This is a genomic window from Paenibacillus pabuli NBRC 13638 (genome assembly GCF_001514495.1).
Classification (GTDB): domain Bacteria; phylum Bacillota; class Bacilli; order Paenibacillales; family Paenibacillaceae; genus Paenibacillus; species Paenibacillus pabuli.
Genome location: NZ_BCNM01000015.1, coordinates 93282 through 111891, shown reverse-complemented (window position 1 = coordinate 111891; position 18610 = coordinate 93282). Strand labels below are relative to the sequence as shown.

Annotated in this window: 16 protein-coding genes; 7 read left to right on the top strand and 9 right to left on the bottom strand. The window is 44.4% G+C overall.

Annotated features, from left to right (window positions below; genetic code table 11):
* Positions 1-143: 143 nt before the first annotated feature.
* Positions 144-521, top strand: coding sequence for a PilZ domain-containing protein (locus tag PPA03S_RS20325; protein ID WP_062325667.1), 378 nt, complete (start codon positions 144-146; stop codon positions 519-521).
* Between the two features lie 55 nt (positions 522-576).
* Here the strand turns inward: PPA03S_RS20325 and PPA03S_RS20320 are convergent, their stop codons facing one another.
* Positions 577-1923: a uracil/xanthine transporter gene (locus PPA03S_RS20320; RefSeq protein ID WP_062325665.1), complete on the bottom strand. Its 1347-nt coding sequence runs from the start codon at positions 1921-1923 to the stop codon at positions 577-579.
* Positions 1920-2522 carry an ankyrin repeat domain-containing protein gene (locus PPA03S_RS20315; protein WP_369691091.1) on the bottom strand — a complete coding sequence of 201 codons (603 nt, stop codon included), beginning with the start codon at positions 2520-2522 and terminating at the stop codon, positions 1920-1922. The genes PPA03S_RS20320 and PPA03S_RS20315 overlap by 4 nt, the downstream gene beginning before the upstream one ends.
* A 166-nt stretch (positions 2523-2688) precedes the next feature.
* Here PPA03S_RS20315 and PPA03S_RS20310 point away from each other — a divergent pair, with 166 nt between their 5' ends.
* A complete protein-coding gene (locus tag PPA03S_RS20310; RefSeq protein WP_062325663.1) occupies positions 2689-3582 on the top strand; it encodes a LysR family transcriptional regulator in 894 nt (297 codons plus the stop codon).
* A gap of 100 nt (positions 3583-3682) precedes the next feature.
* Here PPA03S_RS20310 and PPA03S_RS20305 read toward each other — a convergent pair whose 3' ends face one another.
* The 4 genes from PPA03S_RS20305 to PPA03S_RS20290 form a co-directional block, all read right to left on the bottom strand.
* The gene (locus PPA03S_RS20305; RefSeq protein WP_062325661.1) at positions 3683-5584 is read right to left on the bottom strand and encodes a beta-glucoside-specific PTS transporter subunit IIABC; all 1902 of its coding nucleotides are present in this window, start codon (positions 5582-5584) and stop codon (positions 3683-3685) included.
* Positions 5585-5712: 128 nt separating this feature from the next.
* Positions 5713-6564, bottom strand: coding sequence for a BglG family transcription antiterminator LicT (gene licT / locus PPA03S_RS20300; RefSeq protein ID WP_062325659.1), 852 nt, complete (start codon positions 6562-6564; stop codon positions 5713-5715).
* 233 nt (positions 6565-6797) lie between these two features.
* Positions 6798-8222 (bottom strand): glycoside hydrolase family 1 protein, encoded by a 1425-nt coding sequence (locus tag PPA03S_RS20295; protein ID WP_062325656.1) that lies wholly within the window; start codon positions 8220-8222, stop codon positions 6798-6800.
* 229 nt (positions 8223-8451) lie between these two features.
* Complete coding sequence (locus PPA03S_RS20290; RefSeq protein ID WP_062325655.1) at positions 8452-9909, bottom strand: glycoside hydrolase family 1 protein; 1458 nt, start codon at positions 9907-9909, stop codon at positions 8452-8454.
* A gap of 545 nt (positions 9910-10454) precedes the next feature.
* Here PPA03S_RS20290 and PPA03S_RS34510 point away from each other — a divergent pair.
* Positions 10455-10595, top strand: coding sequence for a winged helix-turn-helix transcriptional regulator (locus PPA03S_RS34510; RefSeq protein WP_439955832.1), 141 nt, complete (start codon positions 10455-10457; stop codon positions 10593-10595).
* Positions 10596-10602: 7 nt separating this feature from the next.
* Here the strand turns inward: PPA03S_RS34510 and PPA03S_RS34415 are convergent, their stop codons facing one another.
* Both PPA03S_RS34415 and PPA03S_RS20280 read right to left on the bottom strand, forming a co-directional pair.
* Complete coding sequence (locus PPA03S_RS34415) at positions 10603-12552, bottom strand: ATP-binding protein (protein WP_068964178.1); 1950 nt, start codon at positions 12550-12552, stop codon at positions 10603-10605.
* A gap of 5 nt (positions 12553-12557) precedes the next feature.
* Positions 12558-13268, bottom strand: a complete 711-nt coding sequence (locus PPA03S_RS20280; RefSeq protein WP_062325652.1) for a response regulator transcription factor — start codon at positions 13266-13268, stop codon at positions 12558-12560.
* A 205-nt stretch (positions 13269-13473) separates the two neighbouring features.
* On the opposite strand from PPA03S_RS20280, the gene PPA03S_RS20275 reads away from it, so the two are divergent.
* Positions 13474-14841 (top strand): ABC transporter substrate-binding protein, encoded by a 1368-nt coding sequence (locus tag PPA03S_RS20275; protein WP_062325650.1) that lies wholly within the window; start codon positions 13474-13476, stop codon positions 14839-14841.
* A 643-nt stretch (positions 14842-15484) separates the two neighbouring features.
* On the opposite strand, the gene PPA03S_RS20270 is transcribed toward PPA03S_RS20275, so the two are convergent.
* Positions 15485-15673 carry a hypothetical protein gene (locus PPA03S_RS20270; RefSeq protein WP_062325647.1) on the bottom strand — a complete coding sequence of 63 codons (189 nt, stop codon included), beginning with the start codon at positions 15671-15673 and terminating at the stop codon, positions 15485-15487.
* Between the two features lie 148 nt (positions 15674-15821).
* Here PPA03S_RS20270 and PPA03S_RS20265 point away from each other — a divergent pair, with 148 nt between their 5' ends.
* The 3 genes from PPA03S_RS20265 (at position 15822) to PPA03S_RS20255 (ending at position 18561) form a co-directional block, all read left to right on the top strand.
* The gene (locus PPA03S_RS20265; protein WP_062325645.1) at positions 15822-16886 is read left to right on the top strand and encodes a suppressor of fused domain protein; all 1065 of its coding nucleotides are present in this window, start codon (positions 15822-15824) and stop codon (positions 16884-16886) included.
* A gap of 19 nt (positions 16887-16905) precedes the next feature.
* Positions 16906-17664 (top strand): LuxR C-terminal-related transcriptional regulator, encoded by a 759-nt coding sequence (locus tag PPA03S_RS20260; protein WP_062325643.1) that lies wholly within the window; start codon positions 16906-16908, stop codon positions 17662-17664.
* A 108-nt stretch (positions 17665-17772) separates the two neighbouring features.
* Positions 17773-18561, top strand: a complete 789-nt coding sequence (locus PPA03S_RS20255; RefSeq protein ID WP_062325641.1) for a hypothetical protein — start codon at positions 17773-17775, stop codon at positions 18559-18561.
* The last annotated feature ends 49 nt before the right edge of the window (positions 18562-18610 follow it).

Below are 18610 nucleotides of genomic sequence, written 5' to 3'. Positions count from 1 at the left end.
AAAGGAACACAAGAGCTATCTCAGTTCATGTTGTATATGAGGTTAATAGAAGGTGTTTGCAAACAAGAACTCACCTCTTCATTTTAATAGCAAAATGGACGATATAATCATAACTGACTTTTTTTGATTTTGTGGAGGAAACTATGTCAATCAACCTTAGAAGAGAACCTTTCCGCTATACTTTAAAAGAACCCATAACGTTTGAAATCTTTATACTCAGCATTAACGGAGTATCTGCACCATCCAAACCCATTCAGGCGGAATTATGCGATATCAGCCGATCCGGCTGCCAGCTTTCGTTTCCGTTAAACCTGCATGTCGAGTCCAATGAAATTCGGATCGGCATGAATTTGCTGCTTTTTGAAGACCCCTTATATTTGGAAGGGACATTGCGCTGGGGCAAAGAAGAGAATAACCAATGGCATTACGGTGTACAGCTTGAGATTCCGGAAGGTAATCACGAGCGTTTATCCAGAGAGATGAGAATGCTTGCCGGACAAGGCAAAATTATGGTGAAGTAAGCTTCGGCAGACCTAAAAAAACAGCCCATATATGGACTGTTTCAATAAATAACGTTTAAGCAGCTTTACCGGCCTCAGCCGTGTGCTCCATTTTGGACCAGTTCACCGTGATTTCAAGCAAAAGTGACACCACGACCCCGATGACGAGTCCATTGCTAATGATCGGTACAAGATACATAGGCAACGCCTGAAAGGCTTCCGCAGGAATGTTCATTACAGCAACACCCGTGAGAACGGGCAATGCTACACGATAGATGGTTTTGGAGTTAAAAGTTGTTCCCTCCAGTGTTCTTAACGCTGTCCCGAACATTTGCAGATAAGCTACAAACAGTACCGCACTGCCCACACTGGGGGGAATTTGTGCAAAAAAGGCTGTCACTGAAGGTGTAAGACCCAAAATACATAACAGGCCTGCCCCCACTACAAATGCAGCCCGACGCAGAATGCGAGTGCTCTCCAGAAATCCGATAGACGAAGCAAACAGACCAAAGGGCAGTACACCTACACATGCGGATAACATGGTAAACACGCCAGTCAGCATATACGAACGTTTATACTGTTGATCTGACGTCTGCGCCTTGTATATTTTTTCCACTGAACTTAACGTTGTGATTGAGTTGGTCATATTGACGAGCCCGACAAAAAAAGCGGTAATTACAATCCCCGGCTCCCACGCAGGTTTTCCCCAAGGAAATAGAGAAATCGAGCTGCCTCCAGTATGACTCGATAACCCGGCATGCTGTCCAGGGAACACAAAGTTATAAGCAATCCATCCCGTGACGATGCCAATCAGAATGGAGTAGTTGCCGAGATTGCCTTTTCCCTTAAGCTGAATCAAAGCTACAAGAAAAGCAATGGCAACGGATAAAGCCGCTACAGGCAAGTTAAATGTGCCAAACTCGGTGTATCCAATCATGCCTTTGAAGAAATTCATGGTCAACTGAATCGTCATCAGAAATAACATTGCACTCTTGACCATAGGGGTAAACAGCTTCTGAAGCACATGCGCCGCGCCTAGCCCACCAAGGATCATCATTGTCAGACCAGCTAACAGAAAACCCGCAGCCAGCCCTCCCCCAATACGCTCCAAACTCATGCCTGCCGATGAAGCCGAGGCCGTTAAGCTTAGGGTCAGCCCCCACCATAACCCCGAGGGACCATCCATCACGGCATAACGATGTCCAAAGAACGCCTGTAGTATACACACAGCTCCGGTAAGCAAAAAGGCATGCTGCATCGACGCAGCAATGGCCTCCGGTGATAGCTGAAAATTATGTCCGATAGATAACGGTACCACCACTGTGTTGGTAAACAGGAAGAAAAACCACTGAATGCCTGCCAATGCAAGCGATGACGCACCCTTGATATTATTTTGCAAAGATTGCTCTTGATGTCTGTTCATGATTGAGTTAGGATTCGCTCCATTTCTTTATAATTGTGCTTGCGAGCATGCTCAAGTGCTGTAACTCCATCCCGGTCAACGATAAAAGGATCAGCACCATATTGTAAAAGTAATGCAATGATCTGCTGATGGCGAGTCCCGCCATCCCCCAGAATGACCGCTTCCAGCAAAGCTGTCCAGCCCAGATGGTTGATATGATTCACGTTCACATCCGTGCACCTCAGAAGGATCTCAACAATCTCGACATGGCCTCGATCTGAAGCAGGAATCAAAGCTGTGCCTCCAAATCGGTTCGTAAGCCGAGGATCGGCACCTGCTTTTATAGCCAGTTCGACCATTTTACGCAAACCTTCCGCACTGGCATACAGCAGCATGTTGTCCAGTCGTTGATCCTGAATGTTCACGTCCGCTCCAGCTTCAAGTAGAGCACTTGCCGTCTCTGGCTTGTTTCCATGTACTGCGGCCATCAGAGGCGTCCGTCCTCGCGCATCCCGGTCATTCACTCCAGTCCCTTGTGCGATAAACCGCAGCACATCATCCGTATGCCCAGCTTCAGCAGCTGCATGTATTGTTTTCAGCATCGCACCTTCACTCTCCACTTCGTCGCCATCCTTACGGCATATATTCGATAGATGATAATCCACATATATGATTTGCAGTGTTTAAACCTTATGTATGTTAACATAGAATAATCGTATATTAAAAATACATGTTTTATTGGTTTCCCATATGAAAAACATATCGCTGTAAATAAGGAGAACACACTTGGATATCAAACAATGTCGCTATTTCATCGCGATTGCCGAGGAGAGACAGATCACGGCGGCAGCGCGCAGACTACACATGGCTCAGCCTCCTCTAAGCCAACAGCTCAAACTGATGGAAGACGAGCTCGGCGTGGCTTTGTTTGAACGCAAAGGACGCAGCATGGAGCTGACACAGGCGGGTCGAAGCTTCTATGATTATGCGGTCACAATGACCAAATACATGGAGGAAGCTGTCATGGAAATGCAGAGCTTTCGCTACGGCATTCGGGGCAAGCTGTCGCTTGGCATTAATACCATATCAGATCGTTTGATCCCGCAAGCGCTTCAGCAGTTTCGAACAACACACCCCCAGGTGACCTATAAAATTCAGCAAAATGAATCTGCACAGCTCTGCCAGCTCTTGGGGGAAGGCAAAATCGAGCTTGCCTGTGTGCGAATGCCTGTCAAAACAGAACAATATGAAGTGCTGCATCTACCGCAGGAAGCACTCTTCTATATTTCCTCTACACCGATGGGTTCAGCGGATGAGAGCGGGATTTATTTTCAAAAGCTAGCCGACATCCCTCTCTTGCTTCCCAGTACCGAAGGACTCGGGATGTTCGAACTGATATTGCAGAAATTCCGTGAGCATCACGTGAATCCTTCCATTGCTGGCGAATGCTCGGATATTAACATGTTGCTGGAACTTGTGCGACTCGGTTTTGCAAGCTCTATCGTGCCCCATACGGTTTTGCAGCTTTATCATGAGCATCCTTTTCATGTCTATCGTATTCAAGATGCGCAATCCGCCGTAGATTCTGCGCTTGTGTGGCATCGCAATCGCCATCTGTCCAAGCCCGCACAGCATTTTGTGCAATTGGTTCAGGAGCTCCTGCCTTCTCGCTCGGTTTAGCCTCCAGCAAATATCAGCCATGAAGAATATCGTCCATATACAAAAAACAGCAGCCTTGGCGGAATTCCATCCGCAAAGACTGCTGCTTTTTGATGTTCGTCTAAGCTTTTGCCGTAAACAACAATTCTTGTTCTTTAACCGTTGTACGTCCTGAAGACTCAATTGAATGATATTGATGCATATTTGTAATGATGACTGGCGTAATCGTTGTGTAACCGGCTTTTTCAATCTCTTCCCGGTCGAATTCCATCAGTACATCACCAACGGCAACCTTCGCTCCTGCTTGGACTTTAGGGGAGAAGAATTGACCTTTCAATTTCACGGTATCAATCCCGATGTGAATTAGCATCTCAGCGCCATTGTCGCTCACCAAACCGATAGCGTGTCCACTCTTCGACAGGGAGAATACCGTTCCGTTGATCGGAGAAACGACACGGCCTTCAGACGGCTGGATCGCAAAACCTTTACCCATAATCTCTTCGGAGAATGCAGGGTCTGGAACTTCGCTCAATGGTTTAACTTCACCTGTAATCGGGCTGAATACGTCTTGATTCTGTACTTTAGCTTCTTCAGTTACTTTGGAAGCAGAAGTCGTTGCTGCTGGTGCTGTAGGTTCAACAGCTGGTGTTGCTGCAGCGGCTGATACTGCTTCAGGAACATCTTCAAATCCAATGATGTACGTCAGAACTGCTGAAACTACAACAGCAATAATAATTCCGATCAGTGCATAAACAAATGTAGGGCCGATAATCATCGGAATACCAGACAGGCCCGCCAGACCACCCATTACATAAGCTTTAGTTTGGAAGAAACTGATGAACGCTCCACTAATTGCTGCACCAATCAGGGCTGCGACAAATGGTTTCTTGAAGCGCATGTTAACCCCGTACATTGCCGGTTCTGTAATTCCCATAAGCGCAGTAACACCCGTTGATGCAGACAGGGACTTGATTTGTTTGTTCTTGGATTTTAGAGAAACACCCAGAGCACTACCTGCTTGTGCAAAGTTTGCCATCATCATAAGCGGAATCAAGTAATCATATCCCAATGTTGCAATGGAACCGATCATGATCGGAACCAGTGCATAGTGCATACCTGTAATAATGAGGAGTGAGAATGCACCGCCCACAAGCAAACCTGCAAACAAACCTGCGTTGTTGAACAACCAGTTAATACCGTCTGTTAAACCGTTACCGATAATAACGCCAAGTGGTCCTACAGCGATCATCATCACAGGAACAATAATAAGCAAAGTAACTGTAGGTACAACAATTAACTTAAGAGATGCATGTGTAACTTTATCAATGGCTTTCTCTACATAAGAAGCCAGCCAGATCGCAATCAGAATCGGAATAACCGATGATGCATATGTCGCTGCTACAACTGGCAAACCGATGAATGATACATTCTCCCCAGGTGCGAGCAATGCCGTAATCGTCGGGTGCATAACAGATGCACCAATCGCCGCGCCAATGTACATGTTGCTGCCCAGCTTACGTGCTGTACTGATCCCCAGTATGATTGGGAGGAAGTAGAATGCACCATCACCAATCGCCGACAAAATGATATACGTAGAACTTGTAGCATCAATCCATCCAAAGGTAAGCAGCAATGCCACAATACCTTTGAGCATCCCCGCACCGGTGATCGCTGGTAGGATTGGTGTAAACACGCCTGAGATGAAGTCAAATACAGCACTCAGCGGATTTTTCTTTTTACTTGTTTCACTTGAAGCAGCTGGTTTGGCATCAGGGGATTTGGACATGTTGCCCACAAGTGCGTTATACACGACAGGTACATCGTTCCCGATGATGACCTGGAACTGTCCGCCATTCTCCATCACGCCCATCACGCCAGGTGTATTTTTCAGCGTCGCTTTGTCCGCTTTTTTGTTGTCATTCAGGTTAAACCGGAGTCTTGTCATACAGTGCGTAACTTGATCGATGTTCTCTTCGCCACCAACAAGCTTCAAAATATCCTTGGACAATTGTTGTTTATCCATTGTGTTTTGCTCCTTTTATGTGTAATGAAGGGTAAAAAAAAACCTAAACACTGAATAATGACAAAGCAGTTTCAGCTTATCATTATTCAACGTTTAGGTTTCGCCTTTTTTGTAGTAACAATCCTAAATTATTCAATTGTTTGTTCATTTCTGACAACACGCTCAATGTGAATGGTCAGATAAAGAACTTCTTCTTTGGATAAAACCCGGTTGTAAATCTTGCGGGTATAGTCATTAATCTTAACAGCACATGCATGTGCTTCAGGATATTGCTTACTCACCAAGTCATGAAGCGGATTATCTTCTTCCTTATCTTCAATGGCTGTTCCTTGCAGTACCCGTTGAGCAAAAAACTTCAGATGAGTTAAAAACCGATAATAACTCAGCGAATCTTCATCCAGCTCAATCACGAAACTCCGTCTTACAATGTTGAGAATATCCTTAACAATATTCGTGATACTGATCGTTTCCCTCATCTCACCGTTCATCTGGGCATTAACCAGATGCATGGCGATGAATGCGCATTCGTCTTCGGGCAGCAGTACGCCAAGTGTTTCTTCAATAATCTGCAGCGCCTTAAGGCCGATCGCATATTCCTTGCGGTACATGCGTTTAATCTCCCAGAACAGTGCATTTCGGATCTGCAATCCTTGACGATGCCGATCAATGGCAAAATGAATATGATCCGTCAGTGAAATGTAGATGCTCTCATGTAATTTCTCACCTAACACGGTCTCTGCGTAACGGATAATTTCATCCGAGCATTCGACATATTCAACTGGAATATCGGACAGAAGCGTTTTCAGTTTCTGCGATACTTCCTTGCTTTCGAGCGAGAATATTTTTTCGACGAGACTCTCGTCAATGGTTTCACCAGTATGCTTTTTGAAGGCAATTCCTCGTCCCATGACGACCAGTTCGTTTCCTCCCGGATCAATCACAGTAACTACGTTGTTGTTCAGCACCTTCTCAATTTTCATTTCTTCACATCACCTTGCACCGTCAAAGTAGTAAAAGGCAAAACCAAAGCTGGTCATGAAACACATGCCCCGCTTCTGGTTTTGCCTGATTGAACAGTAACAATCCAGTATTCATTAGCCTTAGGCCCATCTTACCATATAATTATTCATCTGACAATGTTTTTGTGAAAGCGTTTTATGTGCTCAAATATATACGAGAAGATGCAGATCAACTAAGTCTATGGACCCATCAATTAATAGTTATCGTTCTTTAGACTCGCTCCGTTCGATTCAATTACTTCTTTGTACCAATGGAATGATTTTTTCTTATAACGATCAAGGGTACCTGATCCATCATTGTTACGATCCACATATATGAAGCCATAACGCTTCTTCATTTCTGCTGTAGATGCACTCACCAGATCGATGCAGCCCCATGATGTGTAGCCCATGACTTCGACTCCATCTTCAATCGCTTCACCGACTTGTACCAAATGATCATTCAGATATTGAATACGATAGTCGTCATTCACTGTTTTATTGCCATTTTCGTCTGTAATCAGCTCATCGACTGCACCCAAACCATTTTCGACAATAAACAATGGTTTTTGATACCGGTCCCAGTATTTGTTCAAGGTTACGCGCAGCCCTTGCGGATCAATCTGCCATCCCCAATCGCTTGCTTTAAGATACGGGTTTGGCACGCCTGCGAACAGATTCCCTTTGCCTTCGATCCGTTTTTCGCGATCACCTGTCTCGCAGACACTTACATAGTAACTAAATGAGATAAAATCTACTGTATGCTTCAGAATTTCAGCATCGCCATCTTCGAACTTGATATTGATATTGTTCGCTTTAAAGTAACGATTGATGTATTTCGGATAATAGCCACGTGCATGAATATCGGCAAAGATGTCATTGCGCTGTTCTGCATGCATTGCAGCCACCACATCATCCGGGTTTGGTGTCAGCGGGTACGTAGGCATGCTCAGAACCATACAGCCAATTTTTGCTTCAGGCATAATTTCATGACCCAGTTTCACCGCGAGCGCACTTGCTACCAGTTCATGGTGGATCGCTTGGTACAGGTCCTGTTTGGACAATTCTGCTTTTGGCGTATAAATTCCACCGCTCATGAACGGTTCTTCCAAAATGGAGTTAATTTCATTGAACGTCAGCCAGTACTTCACTTTACCTTTAAAACGGTTGAACAAGACGGTTACATAACGCTCATAGAACTCGATCATTTTACGGTTAACCCAGCCATCATAGGTTTTGGACAAGTGCAGCGGTGTTTCATAATGGGAGATGGTTACAAGGGGTTCAATGCCGTACTTGTGGCACTCATCGAACAGGTCATCATAGAATTGCAGACCTTTTTCATTCGGCTCCAATTCATCCCCTTTAGGGAAAATACGAGACCATGCGATCGATGTACGGAACACTTTGAAGCCCATTTCAGCAAACAATTTGACATCCTCTTTGTAGCGGTTATAGAAATCGATCCCGATCAATTTCAGATTATCCTCTGTAGGTCCTTCCGTTCTTGGCGTCGTAATCCCGTGCGGCATTACATCCTGAACAGATAGGCCTTTGCCATCTGTATTGTAGGCTCCTTCTAGCTGATTGGCTGCGACTGCGCCGCCCCATAGAAAATCCTTCGGAAATGGTGTTGTCATATCTGTCATTCCTCTCTGGTTACGTTATATTCATTCTTTGTTAAAACAGTTGACCCTATCCCGTGAGCACATCAAAAAGCGGACAACGCGCCAACGAAAGGGGCTTCAGATGAGATGATCACCGATGGCCTGCTTTATGTTGGGTTTTGCCCGCTTTATGCGGTAACAATCCGCGAATAGCCTAATTACTTAAAGCGATCCGGGTTTAAGATACAGGAATCAGACCAAATTATAGTTGCTCACCATTGCTGGCAATGACGTTTTTGTACCAGTCAAACGAATCTTTCTTCGAACGTTTAAGTGTTCCGTTACCTTCGTCGTCCAAATCCACGTAGATGAAACCATAACGTTTGGACATTTCAGACGTGGACATGCTCACGAGGTCAATCGGGCCCCATGCTGTAAATCCAATCAGATCCACACCGTCTTTGATCGCTTCTTTCATTTGTTCGATGTGTTTCTTCAAGTAGTCCACACGATAGGAGTCATGGATTGAACCGTCTTCTTCAACACGGTCATATGCACCCAGGCCATTTTCTACGATGAACAAAGGCTTCTGGTAGCGATCCCAGAAGTTATTCAACGTTACGCGCAGACCGATTGGATCGATCTCCCAGCCCCAGTCGGAAGCTTCCAGATAAGGGTTTTTCACGCCGCCAGTCAGGTTACCTGTTGTTTCTTCTTTGTCTGCGGATGCAGATTTAGTTACGGACATGTAGTAACTGAAGGAAATGAAATCAACGGTATTGTTCAGCAAGATCTCATCATCGCCTGCTTCTTTCTGAATCACAATGTTGTTTTCTTCAAAATAACGAGCCATGTAGTTCGGGTATTGACCACGAGCATGCATATCCGTGAAGAAGAGGTTAATCTGATTCTCATGTTGCGCCAGACGAACATCTACCGGATTACAAGTCGCCGGGTACGTTTCCATCCGAGCGAGCATACAGCCCACTTGGGAACCAGGAATAATCTCATGTGCAAGCTTGGTTACCAGTGCACTAGCTACAAATTGGTGATGCAGCGCTTGATATGTCGTTTGCAATTGGTTGTCCACTTTATCGATCAGGATACCGCCGCCAGTGTATGGGCTAAACAGCATCACGTTGATTTCATTGAACGTCAACCAGTATTTCACTTTATTTTTATAACGGTTGAACACAGTCTCTGCATATCTCACATAGTGCCCAATCACTTCACGACCTGCCCAACCGTTGTATTTCTGTGTCAGACCTAGCGGAGTTTCATAGTGAGACAAGGTTACCAGCGGTTCAATGCCGTATTTCAACAATTCGTCGAAGACATCGTCATAGAATTTCAAGCCAGCTTCGTTCGGCTCTTGATCGTAACCATTCGGGAAAATACGTGCCCAGTGAATGGACAAACGGAACACTTTGAAGCCCATTTCAGCAAATAATGCGATATCTTCTTTATAGTGATGATAGAAATCAATACCAAAACGTTTAGGAAAACGTTCCTCAATTTTGCCGGAGAGGATCTCTTCAATTCGGGTAGAGGAGATTTCCATGGCATGTCCACCTGTACGCTTCTCTTTGGGAACATGCGCAATCATATCTGCAGTTGAGAGACCTTTGCCGTCCTTATCGAATGCACCTTCCAATTGGTTGGCAGCTGTAGCGCCTCCCCACAGGAAGTTTTCGGGGAATCCTTTTTTTGCCGTGGTCATAACGAACTACCTCTTTTCGAATTTTATTTGGGTTTTTCCCGAATACAGCGGCTGTATTTCAGGCCAAAAAACAAGAAAAACCTAAACTCAAGGTAAAATAGCTCGCAAAAAAAGAGCCTTCATTTCACCATCAGTTTAGGTTTTGCCTGTCTGCACAGTTACAATCCATCAAAAGATGTCATTGCGTATTCGGTTGTTTTTCTCTTGTAATGTAAGCGTAACATATCTATTTTGCAAAATCAACTTCCATGCGAAAGAGCTCAACACATCCACGTTTGGCGTTATCGAGACTTCAATTAGGCTGAAAACTGAGTTTCATAGGGAAAAGGATTATGTCTATTCTCTTTCCTTGAAAGCATTAGATGAGTAAAAACAAACATGGAGTATTGATGAGGCAAACTTAAGCTGCCTGGTGAAGGCTTATTCAAGTTAATCTCTGGCCTTCCCATGTCTTTTTAAACAGTTGTTGGTAATGGTATTGCAAAAGGACCCTGTCCAATGCAATTCGTTGTGGCGCTGGATTCAATTGTCGGCAATGGAAGCCGTTGATTCTTTATCATTTATTTCAAGGTAAACCTTTGAGGTTCAATGAATTAAAAAGATTGCTTCCTGATATCACGCAAAGGATGCAAAAAGGATCAACCAGAAAGAAATGGTTGATCTCATCACACGATCGGGCAGTATAGTTTAATGTCATTCTTTAGAAAACGTATCATCCAACAAGGGCGCGCTTTGACCGTTGGCTTTTCGTTCATAATTTTTCTTCACAGGAATTTCGAAGCTCCAGTCTCCGGTGAGCAGATCCTGCTGAGCCGGGTCATTGGACAGGTCTAACTGGTTTACGTTGACTTTCAATAGGAACTGGTCTGGAGGTGGCAAGGTCTCGATAAAATGAAAATTGAGGGTGCCATTTTTGGACAACACTACACCTGGATCCGTGGCGATGCCGGGAACCGCCTTTATTGTTGAAGGATCCAACATAAAAGTTGGCTTGACCGATTGTTTCGCCCACTGCAACTCCGATATCTGGTTAGAATGTTTCATGGAGTATTGGATAATTAGGCTCTGGCCGTCGAAAAGATATTTATTAATGAGCAGTGTATAGCCTTTGTCTGTTTTACCGGTGATTAAAGTCATCTCATTACTCCCGCCTGTTGGCATCAGCGTTGGAGCGTCATTTTCAGAGAAGATGGAAGGCAGCTTTACCACGAGATTGGAGGTAAATGAATTCTTCACGCTGAATAGTACCACCGCGCAGATGAGCAACAAGATCACTGGTACAGCAGCTATCCTGGAGTGAGACAGGCGTCGAAGCCAAGGAGATGTTCTTTGTTTCGGTGCAAGGCCTTGTTCCGGGAGCACGGTCGGTATCCGCTTGATTTCGTTATGAACTTCTTCCGTAACAGCCACTTGCGTCTGATTTGGTCCCAACATCGATAACCGTGTCTCAAACCAGGTTGCCTTTTTGCTGCTGTGCGCAGTGATGCCCCCTCCGTGTACCTCGATAATACTTTTCGTGATGGCCAGACCTAGACCGGTGCCCCCGGTCTGTTTCGACCTGGAGTTCTCTACCCGGTAAAAACGATCGAAAATAAAAGGCAAATCCCGTTCTGGAATGGGGGGACCATAATTTTGGATCCGCACAACCAGCATATCTTCATCCTGTGCGATATCAATATCGATATATTTGCCTGTTCGCCCGTACTGGATGGCATTCGCGATTATATTTTCATACGCCCGTACCAACAATCCTCCATCCGCCTGGGTCTTGAATTCTCCTTCTTGGATATTCAGTCTAATTTCCATACCTGCGTTCTCCGTGATCGGCACGAATTCCTCGGCAAGCTGACCGATTAACCCGGCGATATCGAGCTCGCCCAGTTCCAGAGGCATACCGTTGTTGATACGTGTATATTCGAACAGTTCGTCGATTAATCGCCGAAGGGACAAAGATTTCTCATACGCGATGTTGACGAAATAACGCATCTCCACTTCATCCTGATACCGGTCGTTCTCGATCACTTCGAGAAAGCCGAGAATTGAGGTCAGTGGAGTACGCAGGTCATGCGATACACCTGTAATCAAATCGTTTTTGGTCTTTTCCGCCTTGCGTTCCTCCGCAATTGAATGCTTCAACTGCATACTCATCTGGTTAATGCTGAGCGCGACCTCGCCCAATTTATTATCGGCAATTACCGGAATTTGATGGTCGAACTGGCCGCTCGCAATCTCCTCCAAACCACATGTAATTTCCGTCAGATAATGATCCCATTCGCTGCTCAATTGATTCATACTCTCTGCGATCACGCTTAACTCATCCTTGCCCTTGACCGTTACTGCATGTCCGAACCGACCTGCCGATATTTCCTGCAACCCTTCGCCTATCTCGCGCAAATCCCGAACCAAACGGAGGCTGGCAAGGAAGAAAGTGACGGGAAACAGAACGATACCGGTTAGGATCATCACGCGAATAGACCCGGCATGCTCAATGATCCAATTGATCGGGGCAGCCACGTATTCGATTTTTTGCAGTGCTCCCGCCATGACATACCCCAAAAAAATAGCTGCGCCTGTTAACGCCAGGCTTGCAACCATGATCAGCATTAATCTCCAACGAATCGTATACAGCCACTGTGGTTGCATCCTACTCACTCCTTGCTTTTTGGATCGCTTTCGATTTTGTATCCAATCCCCCATACAGTTTTGATGATCCGCGGTTCGCGCGGGTTAAGTTCTATCTTTTCGCGGAGCTTTCGGATATGTACCATGACGCTATTTTTTGACTCCATAAAGGGCTCGTTCCAAACCTCTTCGTAGATGCGATCCATACTCAGCACCGTACCTCTATTAACTGCCAGCATGTGAAGAAGTGCGAACTGGCGGGGAGTCAATTTGATTTCCTGCTGATCGACCGTTACTGTATGGGATGCAATATTAATGACTACGTTTTCGATATGTATTTCGTTCGCGTTAGCCGCGACGGCGTTGAATTGATTCATTCTTCGAAGCTGTGACTTAATGCGTGCGATCAGCTCGAGCGGGTTGAATGGTTTGGTTACGTAGTCATCGGCGCCGATACTGAGGCCTGATATTTTATCGATATCTTGGCCTTTAGCTGAGAGCATGATGATGGGTATAGAATTCGTTTCTCGTATTTTCATACATGCTTGCAACCCGTCCATCTTGGGCATCATTAGATCAAGTACAATTAAATCGATTGGTTGGGACTGCAGAACCTTCAGCGCTTCCAGGCCATTCGACGCTTGCAGGAGCTTGTAGCCTTCGTTATTAAAATAAATACTCATTAATTGGATGATTTCCGCTTCGTCATCCACCATCAAAATCGTGCTTTCTGCCATAGATCCTCCCTGAATTCCTGTATCTTTCTTGCATTAAAGAGCAGCATGATAATTATAAGCGATATTTCTTATGCATTGAATAACGTCAGCATTATTTAAGGAAATGATAAGAAGTTCGGTAGTTAGATGATAAGCTTTCGCCTCTATACTTAGTACAACACAAGCGAATAATCGTTTGAACAACAAATGGGTGGAGGTTTTATTTTTGAAGCACAATGTATTACAGAAGGCCATGCTTGTTAGTCTTAGTGTTATGTTAATTGGTATTTCAGCAGTTCTTAGCCCAGGCAAACAAGTTTCCGCAAATGCGGACAGCGAGGGAGATGCGAAACGTACTTTAAAAGTATTGTACTGGAACGAAGACGATTTCAACATGACGTATGGAGATTTGTTTAGTAAGAAGTACCCAAATACAAATATTGAAGTAGTTGCACCTTCAGGTATGGAAGCAATTAAGGATTACAACGGGGCTATCCAAAAGTATTCACCGGATCTGGTTATGCTGCCCCCATACCATTACCAACAACTGTCTAAAGATAAAAAGCTGGTTGATTTAGAACCGTTAATTAAGCGAGATACGTATGACACGACAACATTATATCCTGGCTTGCTTGATGAATTGAAGGAACAAGGCGGTGGCAAACTTTATGGCTTAAGCCCAAAAACAGATTCGTACGCTCTTCTGTATAATGCTGATTTATTTAAAAAGTACAATGTTAAAGTACCAAGTGACGGAATGACGTGGGAAGAGATATTGAATCTTGCTAAGAAATTCCCTACTAAAGGAGATAAGAACTCCCGTATTTGGGGCCTAAGCTCCTTTGGATCCAGCAATTTGGTTATGGATATCGCCAGAACAGAAGGGTTAACGTACATGGATCCAAATACGCTAAAGGCTACTGCGAATACAACTGCGTGGAAAAATGTCTATCGTCTGGCGAGCGAGGCAACGAAGTCCGGGGTGCTTGACGAATGGATCAGTCTGTCAGGTAAAAATTACTTGGAAAGTAGCTCTTTCATTATGGGACGATCAGCTATGAAAGTTGCCTCTATTAGTCAGCTGCAGTCCTTACAAGCAGCAAAAAGTGGTGTGAAGAATTATAAACCTTTCACGCTTGGTATTGCTGCCGGCCCTGCGGCTAAAGATCGAGAGTCAACAGGGAACTTTTTCATTAATGAGATATTCGCAATTCCAGCAGACGCAGCTCATGTTGATGCCGCTTGGGATTTCATCAAATATTTCAATGGAGATGACTACGCTGCCGAGTACTATAAGCCCAATAACTCGAATAATAGTATCGGTGCTCCTCTATCTCGCATGATTAAAGAGTACTCTGGTTACAAGTTGGATGCGTTCTATAAATTAAAACCTAATCTGGATTCATCGATAACAAATTATGCTCTCATGAACAAGTCACCAAATTTTGAATTGAGATTTCGGTCAGTTGTATTGAAAGAATTGACACAGGTAATAAACGGGAAGAAAACATTAGACAAAGCAACTGCTGCTATTCAATCCAGCACTCAAGCTGCTGCTGATAAATTGAAAAAGGCTCAGGCGCCAAAGAAATAGAATATGAAGACTCATTTAAGAGTATGAAAAGAGAGGAGAATGAGGACGTCTGACCCCGACCTGGTTCTGATTGGATCGCCTCAGACAACGGCTCCAGAAGATCATGTCGCTGGAAGAAGGCAGCGGCACAGGCGGTTTCAATAGAGGGAAAACAACAAAGTGCGACCTACCCTTTTCACGAGGGGCTGGGTTGCATTTTTTGGCGCAAGGCTTTTATTGAGGACTTTTCGTTTGTCATAAAGGACCTGCAACCTACGTTTACATTCTTGGGGCGATATTTGAGTTCATTCCTCATCTTCGCAAATTTGGGTTAAGGAGCGCCATTAGATTTTTTAAACACAACATTTCTAAGCCGTGGCTGACACATTTAGCATCTGATAAATATATATCAGAAAAACAATATTATGAACTTTACGAAAAGTTGTTGCCTCATTGTTAATTTCAAAGAATGGGCTGAGCAATGGGTGTTGTATGGGAAAAATATGCTTATACCAAATAATCAAATATCGGTGAACTTCTAACACAATGCTAAAACCATTGATCTGAACACATGATCGACTTTTTTTGATTTTCTGAACATTGGTATTCTTGCTCTGGAGGTAGCTGGCAGGACTTTAGTCGCCCAATGGAGGAACGTTCATGTCTATCCACCGCAGCGCATATCCACCCATTTCACATAAAAGAACTTTGCTAATATCCGCCGGAATCCCCGTTGTTCTGTACATTCAACCCAGATTGAATCCACATTCAAATATGCTTCTTCAAAGATCATCACCAATGAGTCCCAACTGCCTTGATTGAACTCTGCCCGATATAAATCTTTCATACTCATGTAAATTTCCTCCCTGAAATCGTCTGTGTATCCCCCAAGTCCTACGTTAAGCAATTCATCCTAAAGCCGCTTGAAACGGATTCTGGAAAAGGTAAACTTAATTTTAAATGTTTTTTTGGGAAATGGATCCCCAAGGAGGAACATAACAATGACTGAAGAAACAAACACATCCGGTTGGGATGCCATTGATACAGCAGTTGCTGAATTATATGAAGATCAGGAACCACTTCACTATGGCACAGCCATTCCTTATCTGCTCGGCGGACCTGATCCGCTAAATGGGATTAGCGTCTACAAAGTAGATACACCGATGCCTCACTGGCATTTTATAACCTATGGTTTTTCGGAGCTGTATGAGAAGGAAACGGACGATCTGGATCATAGCGGTTATGGATTTGAAATGACGTTTCGACTTACCCGAAGTGAGGAAGAGACCACACCCCCGGCTTGGGCACTGAATCTCTTACAAAACGTTGCACGATACGTTTTTAATAGCGGGAACGCATTTCATGCAGGAGATTATATGGATGCAAATGGCCCCATTTGTCTCGGCTCAGATACGTTACTGACAGCACTTTCTTTTATAGAAGATCCTGATCTGGCAGAGATATCCACACCTAATGGAACGGTGAAATTCATACAGATGGTAGGAATTACGGGTCTGGAACTCGAAACGATGCAGACATGGAATACACGCGGATTATTAGCAGCTTTTGTTGAATTCATGCCGAAATACGTTACGGATCTCATGAGGAATTCTTATTTGGATATCCCCTCGGTGATTCAGGCTGTAGAACGCGGAATTGAACAGGAAGGTTCCAGTACAGCATTTTTATTTATCCAACAACTGGCTTGGACATCGCCGCGCAAGAGAATACTGCAAAAAAGTGTACCCGCTGAACTCCAGATCGGAGCTAAACAAGCGCAAATCATCGGAAAAATACTCCACAGCCGTTTTTCAAAAGGCGCTCCACTGTCCCTAATCGGATCAGGGGTAAACATTACGTTTAAAGCCGGAGGAACACCTTCATTTTCTGAAGATGGCCACCAAATTACGGTGATTGTACATGAACAAGCCGTAATGGATTTGGTTGCAAAGCTTCGCCCCGTAGAACAAGCATTTGAGATTACTTCATTGCCTGGCATTCTGTTTCGAATTGCCCGCACCGAAATTACCGATCAGGATGGTCATGTGATCGAAACCATTGGTTGATCAGCAAGGAGGAAACCATATGTCAAGTACATCTGCCTTACGGAAGAGCTGGTCCGAGAACGACATATATGCTCCCGGTACAGCCGGTATCAAGTATGTGACCCAAGCACATCTGGACAGGGTTAGCAAAATCAATCATTTTTTAATTAGCGCTTTCCAGCATTGCCTCTCGGATATTAAAGAGAATTTGTCCAGTACGTATCTCTTTCTGCTTACAGATACGGACGGGGTTCTGCTCGCCATGGAGTATAGCCTTGATCTGGAACAAAAGATGAAGCAATCACCCATCCGTCCAGGCATCGTCTTTACGGCCAAAAGCTGTGGTGTGAATGCTATATCGGAAACGATGGACAAAAATGAACCCGTTCTGCTGCCACCGGAGCAGCATGAAAATCCTTTTTTCCAAAGCTGGCACTGTTACGCTGCACCATTGTCTGTCGGCCATCAAACTGCAGGCTACCTGGACGTTTCCACCATTAATGCCGACATGCAAAGCGAACTGATTGCAATCGCCAAACTGATTCCCGCCCATATGCAAAATGGTTATCAGACTCGCCTAGCCTCACCGGAAACAGAGCAACCATCCATTGAGTTTACCAAGCGCCAGTTAACCATTTTGAAGATGATTTCCAAAGGATTGACAGTGAAAGCAATTGCATTGAAGTTGAAAATTAAGGAATGTACTGTGAATCATCATAAAAAAGTGATTTTCAACAAATTAAATGTGCAATCCAGCGCGGAAGCTGTTTCAATTGCCAGCCGTCTGTCTTATCTATAAAGGGTACCCCTATAGATTCCTATAGGTGGTCAACACGAACATCTGTGCTAGACTTTTCTGGTACACAAGTTAGAGAGAGATTAAAAACACACATTTCAGGAGGGTAATATGTCTATTCCAAAAAAAGCTTCATTATTTGCCATGTTAATTATGATTTTGCTGGTTGCATCTGCTTGCGGTGACAAGTCGGATAACACTGCCAAAACGGATGAATCCACTCCGACCGAAACTACTGCCGGCACAGATACAGACACTGCCAAGACGGAAGATACAGATAAAACGGAAAGCACAGAAGCATCAACTTCGGAGTCCAAGGAAGCCGATAACTCCAAAGATGTTGAACTGGGAACTACAACAAAAGGCTCTTATACCAATGACTATTTCGGAGTATCACTCAATTTCCCGGAAGCTTGGGAGTTCCAGGATGCCGAAGGCATGAACGAACTGACTAGTGCTTCATCCGAAGCAATCGCTGGCGACGACGAAACGAAGAAAAAGCAAATCGAACTCTCCCAGACCAAAACACTGAACCTGCTGATGGCTTCAAAATATCCTTTGGACGGAGGTAAAGTCGGACCTTCCGCTATGGCGATTGCTGAGAAAGTCAGCTTGCTGCAAGGGATTCGTACAGGTAAAGATTATCTGGAAGCAACTAAGAAATTCATGGTGGACAGTCAGTTCCCGTATGAATATAAGGAGTTCACAACCGAAACCATCGGTGGCAAAGAGATGGATCTGATGCAGATCACCATGGATGCAGGCGATGGTTCAACCATTACCCAGGAGTACTACAGCACTATTATAGAAGGTTATGCGTTCAATTTCATCTTCACCTATTTGGATGATAAGACCAAGTCCGAAATCGATACGATTAAAAAATCCGTTCAGTTCAAATAATACAATCACTGTGCCTTCTGGGCATGGAATAGAACCCCGCGCAATGATC